The following is a 15,459-nucleotide window of genomic DNA, read 5'->3' as shown; positions in this document are numbered from 1 at the left end:
GTATCAGGCTGTTTCCTGCCTGCTGCTAAAACGGACAACAGCGCCGGGTCTCCCCGGCACTGTTGCTGTATGGATTAACAGGAGTGTAATCAAACTACGTCGAGTTTGCACCTGTTCCGTGTTAGCGCGTCTTAATAACCAGACGATTACTTTGCTTGACTTCTTCCATTACCACGTAGGTACGGGTGTCGTTAACGCCCGGCAGGCGCAGCAAGGTCTCGCCCAGTAATTTACGATACGCTGACATATCCGGTACACGGGTTTTCAACAGATAGTCGAAATCACCGGAAACCAGATGACACTCTTGAATTTCTTCAAGTTTTTGTACTGCGGCGTTAAATTGCTCAAACACATCCGGTGCGCCACGATTCAGAGTAATCTCAACAAATACCAGAAGTGATGCATCCAGATAATGCGGGTTGAGCAGCGCCGTATAGCCCTGAATAAAACCCTGTCTTTCAAGACGACGCACACGCTCAAGGCAAGGCGTCGGAGAAAGTCCCACCCGTTTAGAAAGCTCGACGTTAGAAATTCGCCCATCTTTTTGCAATTCATTCAGGATGTTACGATCAATGCGGTCGAGATCTTTGCCAGGGCGCTTCTTGCTATCTACCATTATTATTGTCTCTCTGTATTCCTTCCCTACTCCTGTTCCGGCTCTGAGCCTTCACTGCCAGAGCCCATCCTGTTATCACCCGTACGACATTGGGTAACCCAGGGGTACGTGAGAAGCCCGTTGCCTGACGGCAGTCACCGACATCACGCATGGCGTCTGTCCACACCATGCGTAGATTTCGTTAACCCGGATAAAAATGGCATTTGCGTGCATGAAAATTCGCCGCACGCTAAATACTGCTTTTCTTCTTCCTTGAATGTTTTCGCAAAAGCACAGGTGATTGTCAAAGCAAAACATCGATTTTTAGTACAAGATGCCAGATATTCATCATCCGCCCTGGTTGATTCTCATTTTTTCGTCTTATAATTGTCCCGCCGACAGTAGAAATAGTTATATTCCTTGCCGGGAAAATCACCAATTCATTGGCAGCTTCTATTGCACACATCGTTAACAAAATCGCTGTGCTCTTTTTTTACGACAACAAATTCCCTACAATCCCAGCCCAATGTATGCCAATTATTATGGGGATCTCATGGGCACAGCCAAACACAGTAAACTGCTTATCCTTGGTTCTGGACCTGCGGGATACACCGCGGCGGTCTATGCCGCACGCGCCAACCTGCAGCCGGTGCTGATCACCGGGATGGAAAAAGGCGGTCAGCTGACCACCACGACGGAAGTGGAAAACTGGCCAGGCGATCCGAACGATCTCACCGGTCCGCTGCTGATGGAGCGCATGCACGAGCATGCCGCAAAATTTGAAACCGAGATCATTTTCGACCATATCAGCCGCGTCGATTTGCAAAACCGCCCGTTCCGTCTGACAGGCGACAGCGGCGAGTACACCTGTGACGCGCTGATCATCGCCACCGGCGCTTCCGCCCGTTACCTGGGCCTGCCTTCCGAAGAAGCCTTCAAAGGCCGCGGCGTTTCCGCGTGCGCTACCTGCGACGGATTCTTCTATCGCAACCAGAAAGTGGCGGTGATCGGCGGCGGCAACACCGCAGTGGAAGAGGCTCTGTATCTGTCGAATATCGCCTCTGAGGTACACCTGATCCACCGTCGCGATTCCTTCCGTGCGGAAAAAATCCTCATTAAACGCCTGATGGATAAAGTGGCAAGCGGCAACATCGTGCTGCATACCGATCGTACCCTCGAAGAGGTGACCGGCGACCAGATGGGCGTCAGCGGCCTGCGCCTGCGCGATACCAAAAACAGCGACAATGTCGAGTCCCTGGAAGTGGCTGGTTTATTTGTCGCCATCGGCCACAGCCCGAACACCGCCATCTTTGAGGGCCAGCTGGAGCTGGAGAACGGCTACATCAAAGTGCAGTCCGGTATCCACGGCAATGCGACCCAGACCAGCATCCCGGGCGTGTTCGCCGCCGGCGATGTCATGGACCATATCTATCGTCAGGCCATCACTTCTGCGGGCACCGGCTGCATGGCGGCGCTGGATGCGGAGCGTTACCTCGACGGTTTGGCTGACGCTTGCAAATAATCTTTACAAGTCAGTAACAAAGGTAAAGAAGGCGACGAAAAGTCGCCTTTATTTTTGCTGCGATGTAACATTGCCGTGCCCAATACTCCGATAACGACACCTGCAAAGCGCGCAATGAATAAAACCCGTCAACAAGAGTTAACCCGCTGGTTAAAACAGCAAAGCATTATCTCCCGTCGCTGGTTGATGATTTCCCGCCTGCTTGGCGTGGCGAGCGGTCTGCTGATCGTGGCGCAGGCCTGGTTCCTGGCGCGGATCCTGCACCGGATGGTAATGGAGAATATTCCAGCGACCGCCCTGCTGCTGCCGCTCACGCTGCTGGTGCTGATCTTTATACTACGCGCCTGGGTGGCCTGGCTGCGTGAGCGGGTCGGCTTTCAGGCCGGGCAGCATATTCGCTATGAAATTCGCCGCCAGGTTCTTGACCGCCTCCAGCAGGCAGGCCCGGCGTGGATCCAGGGCAAACCGGCCGGCAGCTGGGCAACGCTTATTCTTGAGCAAATCGACGACATGCACGACTATTATGCCCGCTACCTGCCCCAGATGACGCTGGCGGCCTGCGTACCGCTGCTGATCGTTATTACTATTTTTCCGATTAACTGGGCCGCCGCGCTGATCCTTCTCGGCACCGCCCCGCTGATCCCGCTTTTCATGGCGCTGGTCGGGATGGGCGCCGCCGACGCCAACCGGCGTAACTTCCAGGCGCTGGCCCGCCTCAGCGGCCACTTCCTCGACCGCCTGCGCGGCATGGAAACCCTGCGTATTTTTCATCGCGGTCAGGCAGAAACCGATAATATTCGCGACGCTTCGCAGGATTTTCGCCAACGCACCATGGAAGTCCTGCGTCTGGCCTTCCTCTCCTCCGGGGTTCTGGAGTTTTTCACCTCCCTCTCCATTGCGCTGGTAGCGGTGTATTTTGGCTTTTCTTACCTTGGCGAGCTGAACTTCGGCCACTATGGCGCGGGCGTCACGCTGATGGCGGGATTCCTGACGCTGATCCTCGCCCCGGAATTTTTCCAGCCGTTACGTGACCTGGGTACCTTCTACCATGCCAAAGCTCAGGCCGTGGGCGCCGCAGACAGCCTGAAAACGTTTATGGAAACGCCGCTGACCCAGGTAGAGCGTGGCGAGAAAACGTTAAATGACAACGATCTGATTAGCGTGGAAGCGCGCGACCTGGTGATCAAATCTCCGGAAGGTAAAGTTCTGGCGGGGCCGCTTAATTTTGCGCTGCCCGCCGGCGCTCGCGTGGTGCTGGTCGGCCAGAGCGGATCCGGGAAAAGCTCTTTGCTGAATACACTGCTCGGCTTTCTGCCCTATGAGGGGTCGCTGATGGTCAACGGCGTAGAGCTGCGCGAGCTGGACGCTGAGCGCTGGCGCCGCCTGCTGAGCTGGGTAGGACAGAATCCGCAGTTACCTGCCGCCACGCTGCGGGAAAACGTGCTGCTGGCGTGGCCCGAAGCTAGCGAAGCACAGCTTAGGCTGGCGCTGGACAAGGCCTGGGTCAGCGAGTTTATCGCCCTGCTGCCGCAGGGGATCCATACCGCCGTAGGCGATCAGGCGGGGCGTCTGTCGGTAGGCCAGGCGCAGCGTATCGCGGTCGCCCGCGCGCTGTTGGTGCCGTGCCGCCTGCTGCTGCTGGATGAACCTGCCGCCAGCCTTGACGCCCATAGCGAACAGCGAGTCATGCAGGCCCTGATCCACGCTTCCAGTGAGCAAACCACGCTGCTGGTCACCCATCAGCTCGAGGGGCTGGCCGACTGGGACGACGTCTGGGTGATGCAGGACGGACAGATTATCGAACAAGGCGACTACGCCACGCTGGCCCGTGCTGGTGGGGTCTTCTCGGCGCTGCTGGCCCATCGTCAGGAGGAGATTTAAATGCGCGCACTTTTACCCTATCTGGCGCTCTATAAGCGCCATAAATGGATGCTGCTGCTTGGCGTCGTGCTGGCCATTGTGACCCTGCTGGCCAGCATCGGCCTGCTGACGCTCTCCGGCTGGTTCCTCTCCGCTTCAGCGGTGGTGGGCGTCGCCGGGATCTACAGTTTTAACTATATGCTGCCTGCCGCGGGCGTTCGCGGCGCGGCAATTATCCGTACCGCCGGGCGCTACTTTGAGCGCCTGGTCAGCCACGACGCTACCTTTCGCGTGCTGCAGCACCTGCGCGTTTTCACCTTCAGCAAACTGCTTCCCCTCTCTCCGGCGGGGCTGGCGCGCTTTCGCCAGGGTGAGCTGCTCAACCGGGTGGTAGCCGACGTTGACACCCTGGATCATCTCTACCTGCGGGTCATTTCGCCGCTGGTCGGCGCGCTGGTGGTGATTGTGGTCGTCACCTGCGGATTAAGTCTGCTCGACGTCACCCTCGCGCTGACGCTCGGCGGTATCATGCTGGCGACCCTGCTGGTTATGCCGCCGCTGTTCTATCGCGCAGGTAAGCCAGCCGGCGAAAGTATGACGCAGCTGCGCGGCCAGTATCGCCAACAGCTCACCGCCTGGCTGCAGGGTCAGGCGGAGCTGATGGTATTTAACGCCAGCGACCGCTACCGCGCACAAATGGAAAAGACCGAGCTGAGCTGGCAGGATGCACAGCGGCGCCAGGCCGAGCTGACCGCGGTTTCGCAGGCGGTAATGCTGTTAATCGGTGGCATCGCCGTGGTGGCCATGCTCTGGCTGGCCTCAGACGGCGTCGGCGGCAATAGTCAGCCCGGGGCGCTGATCGCGCTATTCGTATTCTGCGCGCTGGCGGCTTTTGAAGCCCTGGCGCCAGTCACTGGCGCTTTCCAGCATTTAGGCCAGGTGATGGCCTCCGCGCGGCGGATCTCGCAGATTACCGACCAGCAGCCGGAGGTCACCTTTGTCGAAGATGAAGCCAGTCCGCCAGCGCAGGTGGCCCTAACGCTTCAGGAGGTCACCTTCCGCTATCCTCAGCAGCCCTCCCCTGCCCTGGAGAATATTTCCCTGCAGATTGCCGCCGGAGAGCACATCGCCATTCTTGGCCGGACCGGCTGCGGAAAATCGACGCTGTTGCAGTTGCTTACCCGCGCCTGGGACCCGTCACAGGGAGAGATTCTGCTCAACAATCAGCCGCTCTCCGGCCTCAGCGAAGCCACTCTGCGGCAGGCAATGAGCGTAGTGCCGCAGCGCGTGCACCTGTTCAGCGCCACCCTGCGCGACAACCTGCTGCTGGCGGCGCCTGAAGCGGATGACGCTCATCTCAGCGCTACCCTTGAGAAGGTGGGCCTCGAAAAACTGCTGCAAGATGGTGGTCTTAACGGCTGGCTGGGCGAAGGCGGGCGTCAGCTCTCCGGCGGCGAACTGCGCCGACTGGCCATTGCCCGCGCGCTGCTCCACGATGCGCCGCTGATGCTGCTCGATGAACCGACAGAAGGTCTGGATGCGGCCACCGAAAGCCAGATCCTGCATCTGCTGGCAGATGTCATGCGCGACAAAACCGTGCTGATGGTGACCCATCGCCTGCGGGGCCTGGCGGGTTTTAATCAGATAATAGTCATGGACAACGGCCAGATAATTGAGCAAGGTAGTCACGCGGATCTGCTCGCTAAACAGGGCCGGTACTTCCAGTTTAAACAGCGTCTGTAGGCTATTCTATTATCTAATTTTTGCTGATGCGTATTGAGGTTAAAATGCGTCTGGTTCAGCTCTCCCGGCACTCTATCGCCTTCCCCTCTCCGGAAGGCGCCTTGCGAGAACCTAATGGCCTGCTGGCGCTCGGCGGCGATCTGAGCCCCGCGCGGCTGCTGATGGCCTATCAGCGTGGTATTTTCCCCTGGTTTTCCCCCGGCGACCCGATCCTCTGGTGGTCGCCCGACCCCCGGGCGGTACTTTGGCCAGAGCAATTCCATCTCAGCCGCAGCATGAAGCGCTTTCATCAGCGTTCGCCCTACCGGGTCACGCTCAACCACGCCTTTGGCGAAGTGATTGAGGGCTGCGCCAGCGATCGTGACGAAGGCACCTGGATAACCAGCAGTATCGTTCGCGCCTATCACCAGCTGCATGAGTTGGGTCATGCCCACTCCATTGAAGTCTGGCAGGAGAATACCCTGGTGGGAGGAATGTACGGCGTAGCGCAGGGAGCGCTGTTTTGCGGCGAATCGATGTTTAGCCGGGCGGAAAATGCCTCCAAAACCGCGCTGCTGGTATTTTGCCAGGACTTTGCGCACAGCGGCGGTAAATTAATTGACTGTCAGGTACTGAACAACCATACCGCGTCATTAGGCGCAGTGGATATTCCCCGCCGCGATTATCTGGACTATCTGTCGGTATTACGCGGCTACCGACTGCCCGAGCGATTTTGGGTGCCGCGGGTGCTATTTCCTGGCGGATAATAAAATGTTTTCAGCACATTTTGCGTCAGGATGGTATAATTGCGCGGTAGAGTAGCTTCTGCCTGTTGCCCCGCCGCCGTTTGGGAATAATAAGAGTCAGATAACGCCCATCGTTCTGTCACTCCCCTTTACGTTTGCGCCTGTCACGCGGCATGGCCGTGTGTGTCCCGGGCAATGCGCCAAAACTACTTCGGCGATTCATACCCGTCATATTTCCGTAGCCGCTGCGCTGACTATGCGCCTTGCGGCAAGGTGAATGATTCAGGGTAGATACGTAAAACTTTACTTACATGATGAACTTCGGCATTATCTTGCCGGTTCAAAACTACGGTAGTGATACCCCAGAGGACTAGATGGCCAAAGAAGACAATATTGAAATGCAGGGCACCGTACTTGAAACGTTGCCTAACACTATGTTCCGCGTAGAACTGGAAAACGGTCACGTGGTAACCGCGCATATCTCCGGTAAAATGCGTAAAAACTACATCCGCATTCTGACGGGCGACAAAGTGACTGTTGAGCTGACCCCGTACGACCTGAGCAAAGGCCGCATTGTCTTCCGTAGTCGCTGATTGTTTTCGCCCCTAAGGCGTCAGATGCTGAAGGCCGGGATAATTCCCGGTCTTTTCATTTCTGCCGTCAGCAAAAAAAAACCGGCCCCTGGCCGGTTTTTTACATTGAAGATATCGCCTTAGTGGGCCGCTTCCGGTTTGTGCTTCGGCGCGCTCTGGAAGTCGTAAGTCAGCGTATTTTTGTCGCTGTCCAGAGAGACAGTGACCTGACCACCGTCGACCAGCGAGCCAAACAGCAGCTCGTTCGCCAGCGGTTTTTTCAGGTTGTCCTGAATGACGCGTCCCATTGGACGTGCCCCCATCGCCCGATCGTAGCCTTTCGTCGCCAGCCAGTCGCGCGCTTCCTGACTCACTTCCAGGGAGACGCCTTTCTGGTCCAGCTGGACCTGCAGCTCGACGATAAACTTGTCGACAACCTGATGGATCACCGTGGTAGACAAATGATCGAACCAGATGATGTTGTCGAGGCGGTTACGGAACTCCGGCGTAAAGATCTTTTTGATCTCATCCATCGCATCCGGACTGTTGTCCTGCTGAATAAGGCCAATCGATTTACGCTCGGTTTCCCGCACCCCGGCGTTGGTGGTCATCACCAGCACCACGTTGCGGAAGTCCGCTTTACGGCCGTTATTATCGGTCAGCGTCCCGTTATCCATCACCTGCAGCAGCAGGTTGAACACGTCCGGATGCGCTTTTTCGATCTCATCAAGCAGCAATACCGCGTGCGGATGTTTAATCACCGCATCGGTCAGCAGCCCGCCCTGATCGAAGCCGACGTAGCCCGGAGGCGCCCCGATCAAACGGCTGACGGTATGACGTTCCATATATTCGGACATGTCAAAGCGCAGCAGCTCAATCCCTAACGCCTTCGCCAGCTGGACGGTCACTTCGGTTTTCCCGACCCCGGTCGGCCCGGCGAACAGGAACGATCCCACCGGCTTGTGCTCATGGCCCAGCCCGGCGCGCGCCATTTTAATAGCCTCGGTCAGCGCCTCGATGGCTTTATCCTGTCCAAAGACCAGCATTTTCAGACGGTCGCCCAGGTTTTTCAGCGTGTCGCGATCGCTGCGGGAGACGCTCTTCTCAGGGATCCGCGCAATGCGCGCCACCACTGATTCGATATCCGCCACGTTAACCGTTTTCTTACGCTTGCTGACCGGCATTAAGCGCGCCCGCGCGCCCGCTTCGTCAATGACGTCAATCGCCTTATCCGGCAGATGACGATCGTTAATGTATTTCACCGCCAGTTCTACCGCCGCACGCACCGCTTTGGCGGTATAACGCACATCATGGTGCGCTTCGTACTTCGGCTTCAGGCCGTTGATAATCTGGACCGTCTCTTCCACCGACGGTTCGGTAATATCGATCTTCTGGAAACGGCGGGCCAGCGCACGATCTTTTTCAAAGATGTTGCTGAACTCCTGGTAAGTGGTGGAGCCGATCACCCGGATCTTGCCGCTGGAAAGCAGCGGTTTGATCAGGTTAGCCGCATCGACCTGGCCGCCAGACGCCGCCCCCGCACCGATAATGGTGTGGATTTCATCAATAAACAGGATGCTGTTGGTATCCTGCTCCAGCTGTTTGAGCAACGCTTTGAAGCGTTTTTCAAAATCGCCACGATATTTGGTCCCTGCCAGCAAAGAGCCAATGTCGAGCGAGTAGATAGTGCAGTCGGCCATCACTTCCGGCACATCGCCCTGCACAATACGCCAGGCAAGGCCTTCGGCGATCGCGGTTTTACCGACGCCGGATTCCCCCACCAGCAGCGGGTTATTTTTCCGCCGACGGCACAGGACCTGAATCGCGCGCTCCAGCTCTTTTTCACGGCCGATCAGGGGATCAATACCGCCGACGCGAGCAAGCTGATTGAGGTTGGTGGTGAAGTTTTCCATACGTTCCTCCCCGCCGGCTTGCTCTTCATTGCCAGGCTGGCTTCCGCTGTTATCGGAAGACTGGCTCGGCTCGTCTTTGCGTGTACCATGAGAAATGAAGTTCACCACATCAAGACGGCTCACTTCATGTTTACGCAGCAGGTAGGCGGCCTGCGACTCCTGCTCGCTGAAAATCGCCACCAGCACGTTGGCGCCGGTCACTTCGCTGCGGCCAGAAGATTGTACGTGGAAGACGGCGCGCTGCAGCACACGCTGGAAGCTTAGCGTCGGCTGGGTGTCGCGCTCTTCTTCCGTGGCTGGCAGAACGGGTGTGGTTTGTTCGATGAAGGCTTCAAGTTCCTGACGCAATGCCACCAGGTCCACTGAACACGCTTCCAGGGCCTCACGGGCCGAGGGGTTGCTTAGCAGAGCCAGCAGCAAGTGCTCGACGGTCATAAACTCATGACGGTGCTCGCGCGCTCTGGCGAAAGCCATATTTAAACTGAGTTCCAGTTCTTGATTGAGCATAGGCACCTCCCCCAATTTTCATGCCTGTATTCAGGCTTTTTCCAGCGTACACAGCAATGGATGCTCGTTCTCCCTCGCGTACTGATTCACCATAGCGACTTTGGTCTCCGCCACTTCCGCGGTAAACACGCCACAAATCGCCTTACCTTCATAGTGAACCGTGAGCATCAGTTGCGTTGCACGTTCAACATCATAAGAAAAGAATTTTTGTAACACGTCAATAACAAACTCCATCGGAGTGTAGTCATCATTGACCAATATCACTTTATACATAGATGGCGGTTTAATCGCATCACGAACTTCGTCGTCAACCAGGTGCTCGAAGTCCAGCCAATCTCTCTTACTCATCGTCAGTGTTCATCATCGGTTGCTGTTGCCAACAGGCGGAGGCCTGTCGATGACCAGAGGTTATGCTCATCACAAATCTACAATAGATCATAGATAACTATCATCTATCGCTTCTATCCGCGACGGCTGTCACATTCCCCGGCAATAGCGTTAACTGCTTCAAATTTTGACGCATTTTTCGCCGTTCCCCCTCCTCAATCGCTTGACGCGTTTTCGTATTTCTCTAAATTGTAGTGGCGAGAGTTGGCGAGCAATTGAACAACTCGTCACTCCACCACCGGTTCATTCCATCTTACTAATAAAGATTTACGAAGGATGTCGAAGTATGGAAATGGGTACTGTTAAGTGGTTCAACAATGCCAAAGGGTTCGGTTTTATCTGCCCTGAGGGCGGCGGCGAAGACATTTTCGCCCATTACTCCACCATCCAGATGGATGGTTACAGAACGCTAAAAGCCGGACAAGCCGTTCGGTTTGATGTTCACCAGGGGCCAAAAGGCAATCACGCCAGCGTGATCGTCCCTGTGGAAGCGGAAACGGCTGCATAACTCTTTTGCTTCATTGTGTACATCCTGCTAATAAAATGCCAGTCCTTCTGACTGGCATTTTTATTTCTCGCCCCGCCTATTCTCGCGCCAGGGCATCCACCGGATCGAGCCGCGCCGCGTTGCGCGCAGGCAGCCAACCAAACAGCACCCCGGTCAGCGTCGAACAGAGAAACGCCGTCAGCAGCGCCAGCGGAGAAAAACCAATCTCCCAGCCGGGGAGAAACAGCTGTAAAATAAAGGCGATCATCAGCGACAATGCTACGCCCAGCGCGCCACCGACCAGGCAAACCAGCACCGCTTCAATGAGAAACTGCTGCAGCACATCGCTGGCCCGGGCGCCAACCGCCATGCGGATGCCGATCTCCCGGGTTCGTTCGGTCACCGACACCAGCATAATATTCATTACGCCAATCCCGCCGACCACCAGGGCAATCACCGCCACCAATGTCAGGAACAGCTGTAAGGTATGTGTGGTCCTTTCGGCGGTTTTCAAGACGCTGTCCATATTCCAGGTGAATACATCTTTTTTACCATGCCGCAGCTCCAGCAGACGCAGCAGCTGTTTCTCTGCGGTTTCACTGTCGTAGCCTTCATGAACGCGCACAGTGATGGAGTTCAGCCACGACTGGCCCATTACTCTTCCCGCCATGGTGGTGTAGGGCAACCAGACGCGGAGAATTTTGCTGCTGCCGAACATCGACTGTTTTTCATCCGCAACGCCAATCACCGTGGCCGGCATATTGCCCACCAGAATCACCTCTCCCACCACTTTCGCTTTATTGGGAAACAGCTGCCGACGGGTATTGCTGTCGAGCACTACCACCTGTGCCCGACTGTTGAGCTGCAGTTCATTGAAGGTATTGCCTTCGCTAAAGGTCATGCCGTAGACATTAAAATACTGTGGACCGACCCCCTCCGCGCTGGCGGCAACGTCAATATTGTTGGCGCGCAGGCGCAGGCTTTTTGAAACCGCCGGCGTGGCGGAGCGCACCCACGGCTGCTTCTGGATCGCCAGCAAATCGTCATACTTCAGCGCCTGCTGATAGCGCGGGTCGTCGTCGCCAAAATCCTTACCAGGATACACATCAATGGTATTGGTGCCGATGGCGCGAATATCCGCCAGCACCATCTGCTTGGCGGCATCCCCCACCACCACGATCGACACCACCGAGGCAATACCGATAATAATGCCGAGCATGGTCAGCAGGGTACGCATTTTATTCGCCGCCATCGCTCGCCAGGCCATCACCAGCGCTTCGCGAAAGCCGCTGGTAAACTGACGCCACGCCGAAGGCTCCGCCTGCGGACGGGCGCGCAGTCCGCCGCCCTGGCGGCTGGCGGGCGGGTTGCGGACGATCTCGCCATCGCGGATCTCGACGATCCGCTCCGCCTGAGCGGCGACCTGCGGATCGTGGGTCACAATGATGACCGTGTGCCCCTGCGCTTTTAGCTGGTGCAGGATCGCCATTACCTCTTCGCCGGAATGGCTGTCCAGCGCGCCGGTCGGTTCATCAGCGAGGATCACCTCCCCGCCATTCATCAGGGCGCGGGCGATACTGACCCGCTGCTGCTGACCGCCGGACAACTGTGACGGTTGATAGTCGGCGCGCTCGCCCAGCCCCAGCCGCACCAGCAGCTCATGAGCGCGCGCCAGGCGCGCGCGCCGTTCACTGCCGGCATACACCGCCGGCACTTCGACATTCTGCGCGGCGGTCAGATGGGACAGCAAATGGTAGCGTTGAAAGATAAAGCCAAAGTGTTCCCGCCGCAGACGGGCCAGCGCATCGCCATCCAGCTGCGCGATATCGGTTCCCGCCACCCGATAGGTGCCGCTGGTGGGTTTGTCGAGGCAGCCAAGGATATTCATCAGCGTCGATTTTCCCGAGCCGGAGGCCCCGACGATCGCCACCATCTCACCCGCATGGATGCTGAGGGTGATCCCCTTCAGGACCTCAACGCTGCCGTCGCCGGAAGGATAGCTGCGACGTATATTTCGCAGCTCAAGCAGCGCCGTCATTTTGCCGCCCCGCTCGCGCTCTCGCCGACGATCACTTCGTCGCCCTCTTCCAGACCTTGCACCACTGCGACGTCGGTATCATTGCGGGCGCCAATGATAACCTCACGCTCTTTGACCTCACCGGTGCGCAACAGTCGAACGTGGTAGCGGTTATCGCCTACCGCGTCGCCCAGGGCGCTCAGCGGGATAGTAATCACGTTCTTCACCTCAGCCAGCTGAATGTGCACCTGCGCGGTCATGTCGAGGCGCAGGATCCCCTGCGGGTTCGGTACCTCGAAGCGGGCATAATAGAAGATGGCGTCATTCACTTTTTCCGGCGTCGGCAGAATGTCTTTCAGTTTACCTTCATAACGGGTAAGCGGGTCGCCCAGCACGGTAAACCACGCTTTTTGCCCCGGTCTGAGGTGGATGACATCCGCCTCAGAGACCTGCGCTTTAACCAGCATGGTGCTGAGATCCGCCAGCGTCAGAATGTTAGGCGCCTGCTGGGCGGCGATCACTGTCTGTCCCTGCAGGGTGGTAATTTGCGTCACTTCGCCGGCCATCGGCGCCAGGATCCGCGTGTAATCGAGGTTGGTCTTCGCCGTATCGAGCGTCGCCTGGTTACGCTTTATTTGCGCTTCAATAGTGCCGATCTGCGCCTGTTTCACCGCCAAATCGGTGGCCGCGGTATCAAGGTCCTGCCGCGAGACCAGCTGGCGCTGCGCCAGCTGCTGCTGACGGGCCAGAGTCACTTGCGCCAGTTTGCTCTCCGCGCGCGCCTGATTGAGCTGGGCGCGCAGCTCCATGAGCGTCGCTTCCACCTCTTTAATCTGGTTTTGCGCCTGCTCCGGATCGATAACCCCCAGCAACTGATCCTTTTTAACCTTATCGCCAATATTGACGTGCAGCGTTTTCAGCTGTCCGCTGACCTGGGCGCCGACGTCAACTTTTCGCAGGGCATCCAGTTTGCCAGTGGCCAGCACGCTCTGCTGAAGATCCCCTTTGCGAACTACCAGCGTCTGGTAGTTCGGCAGCGGCGCATTGAGGATCCGCCATCCCCAGATAGCCAGCCCCAGCACAACGATCGCCAACAGCCACCAGACGGTCCTGCGTTTTCCCTTCACTTTCATATTCCGATTCCTGCTGTTTCCCTGCCGCTCCAGGCGGTGATTCTATCGAAACCCGTTGGCAACAGGACACCCATTTTTCGCGTCAATGAGGTTTTGTTTAGCTGCCGGAGAGCTTTGTGCCGCCGTAAATGACGACGGCGGTGAGATTAATCGGCACGACCGCGGGCTAGCCACAGCACCCGTGAGAACATTTTCTTCAGCAGCGTCGGCACAGCGTCCACGCCACGGCGGCCGGCCTCCATCGCCACCTCAATCGCCAGGTCCGGCTTGGATGAGCGATGGATGGCTTTGGTGATCACCCGCCGCATATTCATCGGGACATTATCCGGGATCTGCGCCACCCGATGATAAACGTCATCAAATCCCTGACGATACATAAAGTGTTCCATATCCAGCGCCGGCAGACTGGTCAGATGGTCGCGCTCCAGCTCGCGATCGTTATTAAGCAGACCTCGTACCGTCGCGGCATATTTTTTCCCCGCCTCATCGCCGTCCACCAGCACGTGCCACTGGATCCCCATCCGGCGGGCAAACTTGATCAATGGCTTCAGGCCGGACTGGGCGAATTCGATCACCTTAACCCCTTCAGCATCAAAATGATGACCGCACTGCCGGGCCAGTTCGTTGATAACCCAGGTTTCCGTCTCTCCCTCCACCAGCAACCAGCAGCGGGCGAAGAGCGATGAGGCGCGATTGAAGCGGATGTGAAAAGCAATGCGCCGGCTCTCTTCGGCATTCATTCCGCCCGGCCCCAACCGCCACGCCGATACCCGCGTCGACTCACGCACCAGCCGGCAGACCTGCTCTACCGGCGTCAGGGACAGCAGCTCTCCGGAGTTGGTGGTGGTCACACGCTGCAGCGGCAACAAATTCAGCAGGTGCCAGGCAACGGAAAGCATGATCGGATGCAGACGGGTCTCGGGATCTTCAATCAACAGCAGCGGTCGCGCGTCGCGATCGAGGCGCACCGTCCCTTTCGCCTGCAGAAGGGTGGCAAACAGCCCCAGCAGGATCACCCGATGGCTGCGCCCGCCGGGCTTGTCAATCATCCGGTTGATAATATCCAGATAACGCCAACTGCGCTGTTCATCATGGGAGCGCCGCCGCATCAGGCGATGCCGCGTCTGAGCGCTGCTTTGCTCGGCAAAGTAATGCTCAAGCAGTTGCACCATGGCCGATAGCCCCTGACGGATCTGACCGTCCGATAAATTTTGCGGATGGCTGACCAGTTCGCGGGAGAGAAAATCCAGCTGACGGGCGGTGATCTCTATCTGCGGCGAGTGCGGTACCGTCCCGTTATGGATGCGGCGCATAAAGCGCGCATCGCGCAGGCGCAGCACCGGCATCAAACGCACCAGGTGTCGGGCCAGCTCATCAATCTCCTCCAGCACCAACGCTTCGCCTTCACCATCGATAAAGCTCCGCAGGGTCATCACGCTGTCATCTTCGGCGAGCTCGCCCTCCAGGCGATAGAACACCCGGTGATACCCGTCATCGCAAGGCACCCAGCAGCGCTGAAGCGGACGGAAACGCCGGACCCGATGGCGGCCTGGCTCCGTTTCGCGGAAGGTCAGGATAATATGCAAATGGTGTTCGCGCCCCTGGATGTCGCCCGGGGGAAACCAGAAATCATCGCGAACAAAGTGATAAAGATCGAACTCCGGCGACAAAAGCAGGGTCAGCGCATCAAGCAGACTGGACTTCCCCCACGCGTTCTCCCCGATCAGGACGTTATTTTGCTCCAGCATCAACGACAAACGATTGATACCGCGAAAACCGACGATTTCTACGCGCTCAAGAAGCATATCCCCTCCGCTACACCACCACTCTCCTTCAGTAATCAACAGTATAGCGAGGGCGGAGGCAAGATGACACTCTGCTTAATCGCATCCGTGGCTCATATTCAGCGGATTAAATATATTCATAAAATTACTCACTTATCGCCTATTACCGGCTGTTGATTATTCATCAAACAAAATAGTTTTATTTCAGGCGTTA

At 57.2% G+C, this 15,459-nt stretch carries 12 protein-coding genes; 6 read left to right on the top strand and 6 right to left on the bottom strand.

The window, feature by feature from the left end:
- Positions 1–121: 121 nt before the first annotated feature.
- Positions 122–616, bottom strand: coding sequence for a leucine-responsive transcriptional regulator Lrp (gene lrp, locus DR88_RS17870; RefSeq protein ID WP_000228469.1), 495 nt, complete (start codon positions 614–616; stop codon positions 122–124).
- A gap of 532 nt (positions 617–1,148) precedes the next feature.
- Here lrp and trxB point away from each other — a divergent pair.
- The 5 genes from trxB to infA all read left to right on the top strand — a co-directional run bounded on the left by trxB (position 1,149) and on the right by infA (position 7,038).
- A complete protein-coding gene (trxB, locus tag DR88_RS17875) occupies positions 1,149–2,117 on the top strand; it encodes a thioredoxin-disulfide reductase (RefSeq protein WP_002898019.1) in 969 nt (322 codons plus the stop codon).
- Positions 2,118–2,231: 114 nt separating this feature from the next.
- The gene (cydD, locus tag DR88_RS17880; protein ID WP_032443820.1) at positions 2,232–3,998 is read left to right on the top strand and encodes a heme ABC transporter permease/ATP-binding protein CydD; all 1,767 of its coding nucleotides are present in this window, start codon (positions 2,232–2,234) and stop codon (positions 3,996–3,998) included.
- Entirely contained in the window at positions 3,999–5,720 is a 1,722-nt protein-coding gene (cydC, locus tag DR88_RS17885) for a heme ABC transporter ATP-binding protein/permease CydC (protein WP_004147784.1), read from the top strand.
- Between the two features lie 44 nt (positions 5,721–5,764).
- Entirely contained in the window at positions 5,765–6,466 is a 702-nt protein-coding gene (gene aat, locus DR88_RS17890) for a leucyl/phenylalanyl-tRNA--protein transferase (RefSeq protein WP_002898014.1), read from the top strand.
- A gap of 353 nt (positions 6,467–6,819) precedes the next feature.
- Complete coding sequence (gene infA / locus DR88_RS17895; protein ID WP_001040187.1) at positions 6,820–7,038, top strand: translation initiation factor IF-1; 219 nt, start codon at positions 6,820–6,822, stop codon at positions 7,036–7,038.
- A 119-nt stretch (positions 7,039–7,157) separates the two neighbouring features.
- Here infA and clpA read toward each other — a convergent pair whose 3' ends face one another.
- Both clpA and clpS read right to left on the bottom strand, forming a co-directional pair.
- Positions 7,158–9,437 carry an ATP-dependent Clp protease ATP-binding subunit ClpA gene (gene clpA / locus DR88_RS17900; RefSeq protein ID WP_002896522.1) on the bottom strand — a complete coding sequence of 760 codons (2,280 nt, stop codon included), beginning with the start codon at positions 9,435–9,437 and terminating at the stop codon, positions 7,158–7,160.
- A 30-nt stretch (positions 9,438–9,467) separates the two neighbouring features.
- Entirely contained in the window at positions 9,468–9,785 is a 318-nt protein-coding gene (gene clpS, locus DR88_RS17905; protein ID WP_002896520.1) for an ATP-dependent Clp protease adapter ClpS, read from the bottom strand.
- Between the two features lie 325 nt (positions 9,786–10,110).
- Between clpS and cspD the strand changes: the two genes are divergently transcribed.
- Complete coding sequence (gene cspD / locus DR88_RS17910) at positions 10,111–10,332, top strand: cold shock-like protein CspD (RefSeq protein WP_002896516.1); 222 nt, start codon at positions 10,111–10,113, stop codon at positions 10,330–10,332.
- 76 nt (positions 10,333–10,408) lie between these two features.
- Here cspD and macB read toward each other — a convergent pair whose 3' ends face one another.
- The 3 genes from macB to DR88_RS17925 all read right to left on the bottom strand — a co-directional run bounded on the left by macB (position 10,409) and on the right by DR88_RS17925 (position 15,266).
- Complete coding sequence (gene macB / locus DR88_RS17915) at positions 10,409–12,349, bottom strand: macrolide ABC transporter ATP-binding protein/permease MacB (RefSeq protein WP_004147781.1); 1,941 nt, start codon at positions 12,347–12,349, stop codon at positions 10,409–10,411.
- Positions 12,346–13,461 carry a macrolide transporter subunit MacA gene (gene macA, locus DR88_RS17920; RefSeq protein ID WP_002896440.1) on the bottom strand — a complete coding sequence of 372 codons (1,116 nt, stop codon included), beginning with the start codon at positions 13,459–13,461 and terminating at the stop codon, positions 12,346–12,348. Before macA ends, macB begins: the two co-directional genes overlap by 4 nt.
- Positions 13,462–13,607: 146 nt before the next feature.
- The gene (locus DR88_RS17925; protein ID WP_004176693.1) at positions 13,608–15,266 is read right to left on the bottom strand and encodes an ATP-dependent endonuclease; all 1,659 of its coding nucleotides are present in this window, start codon (positions 15,264–15,266) and stop codon (positions 13,608–13,610) included.
- Positions 15,267–15,459: the final 193 nt, after the last annotated feature.

The sequence above is a fragment of the Klebsiella pneumoniae genome (assembly GCF_000742135.1).
Taxonomy (GTDB): domain Bacteria; phylum Pseudomonadota; class Gammaproteobacteria; order Enterobacterales; family Enterobacteriaceae; genus Klebsiella; species Klebsiella pneumoniae.
The sequence above is the reverse complement of the archived record's forward strand: the minus strand, read 5'-3'. Positions and strand labels throughout refer to the sequence as shown.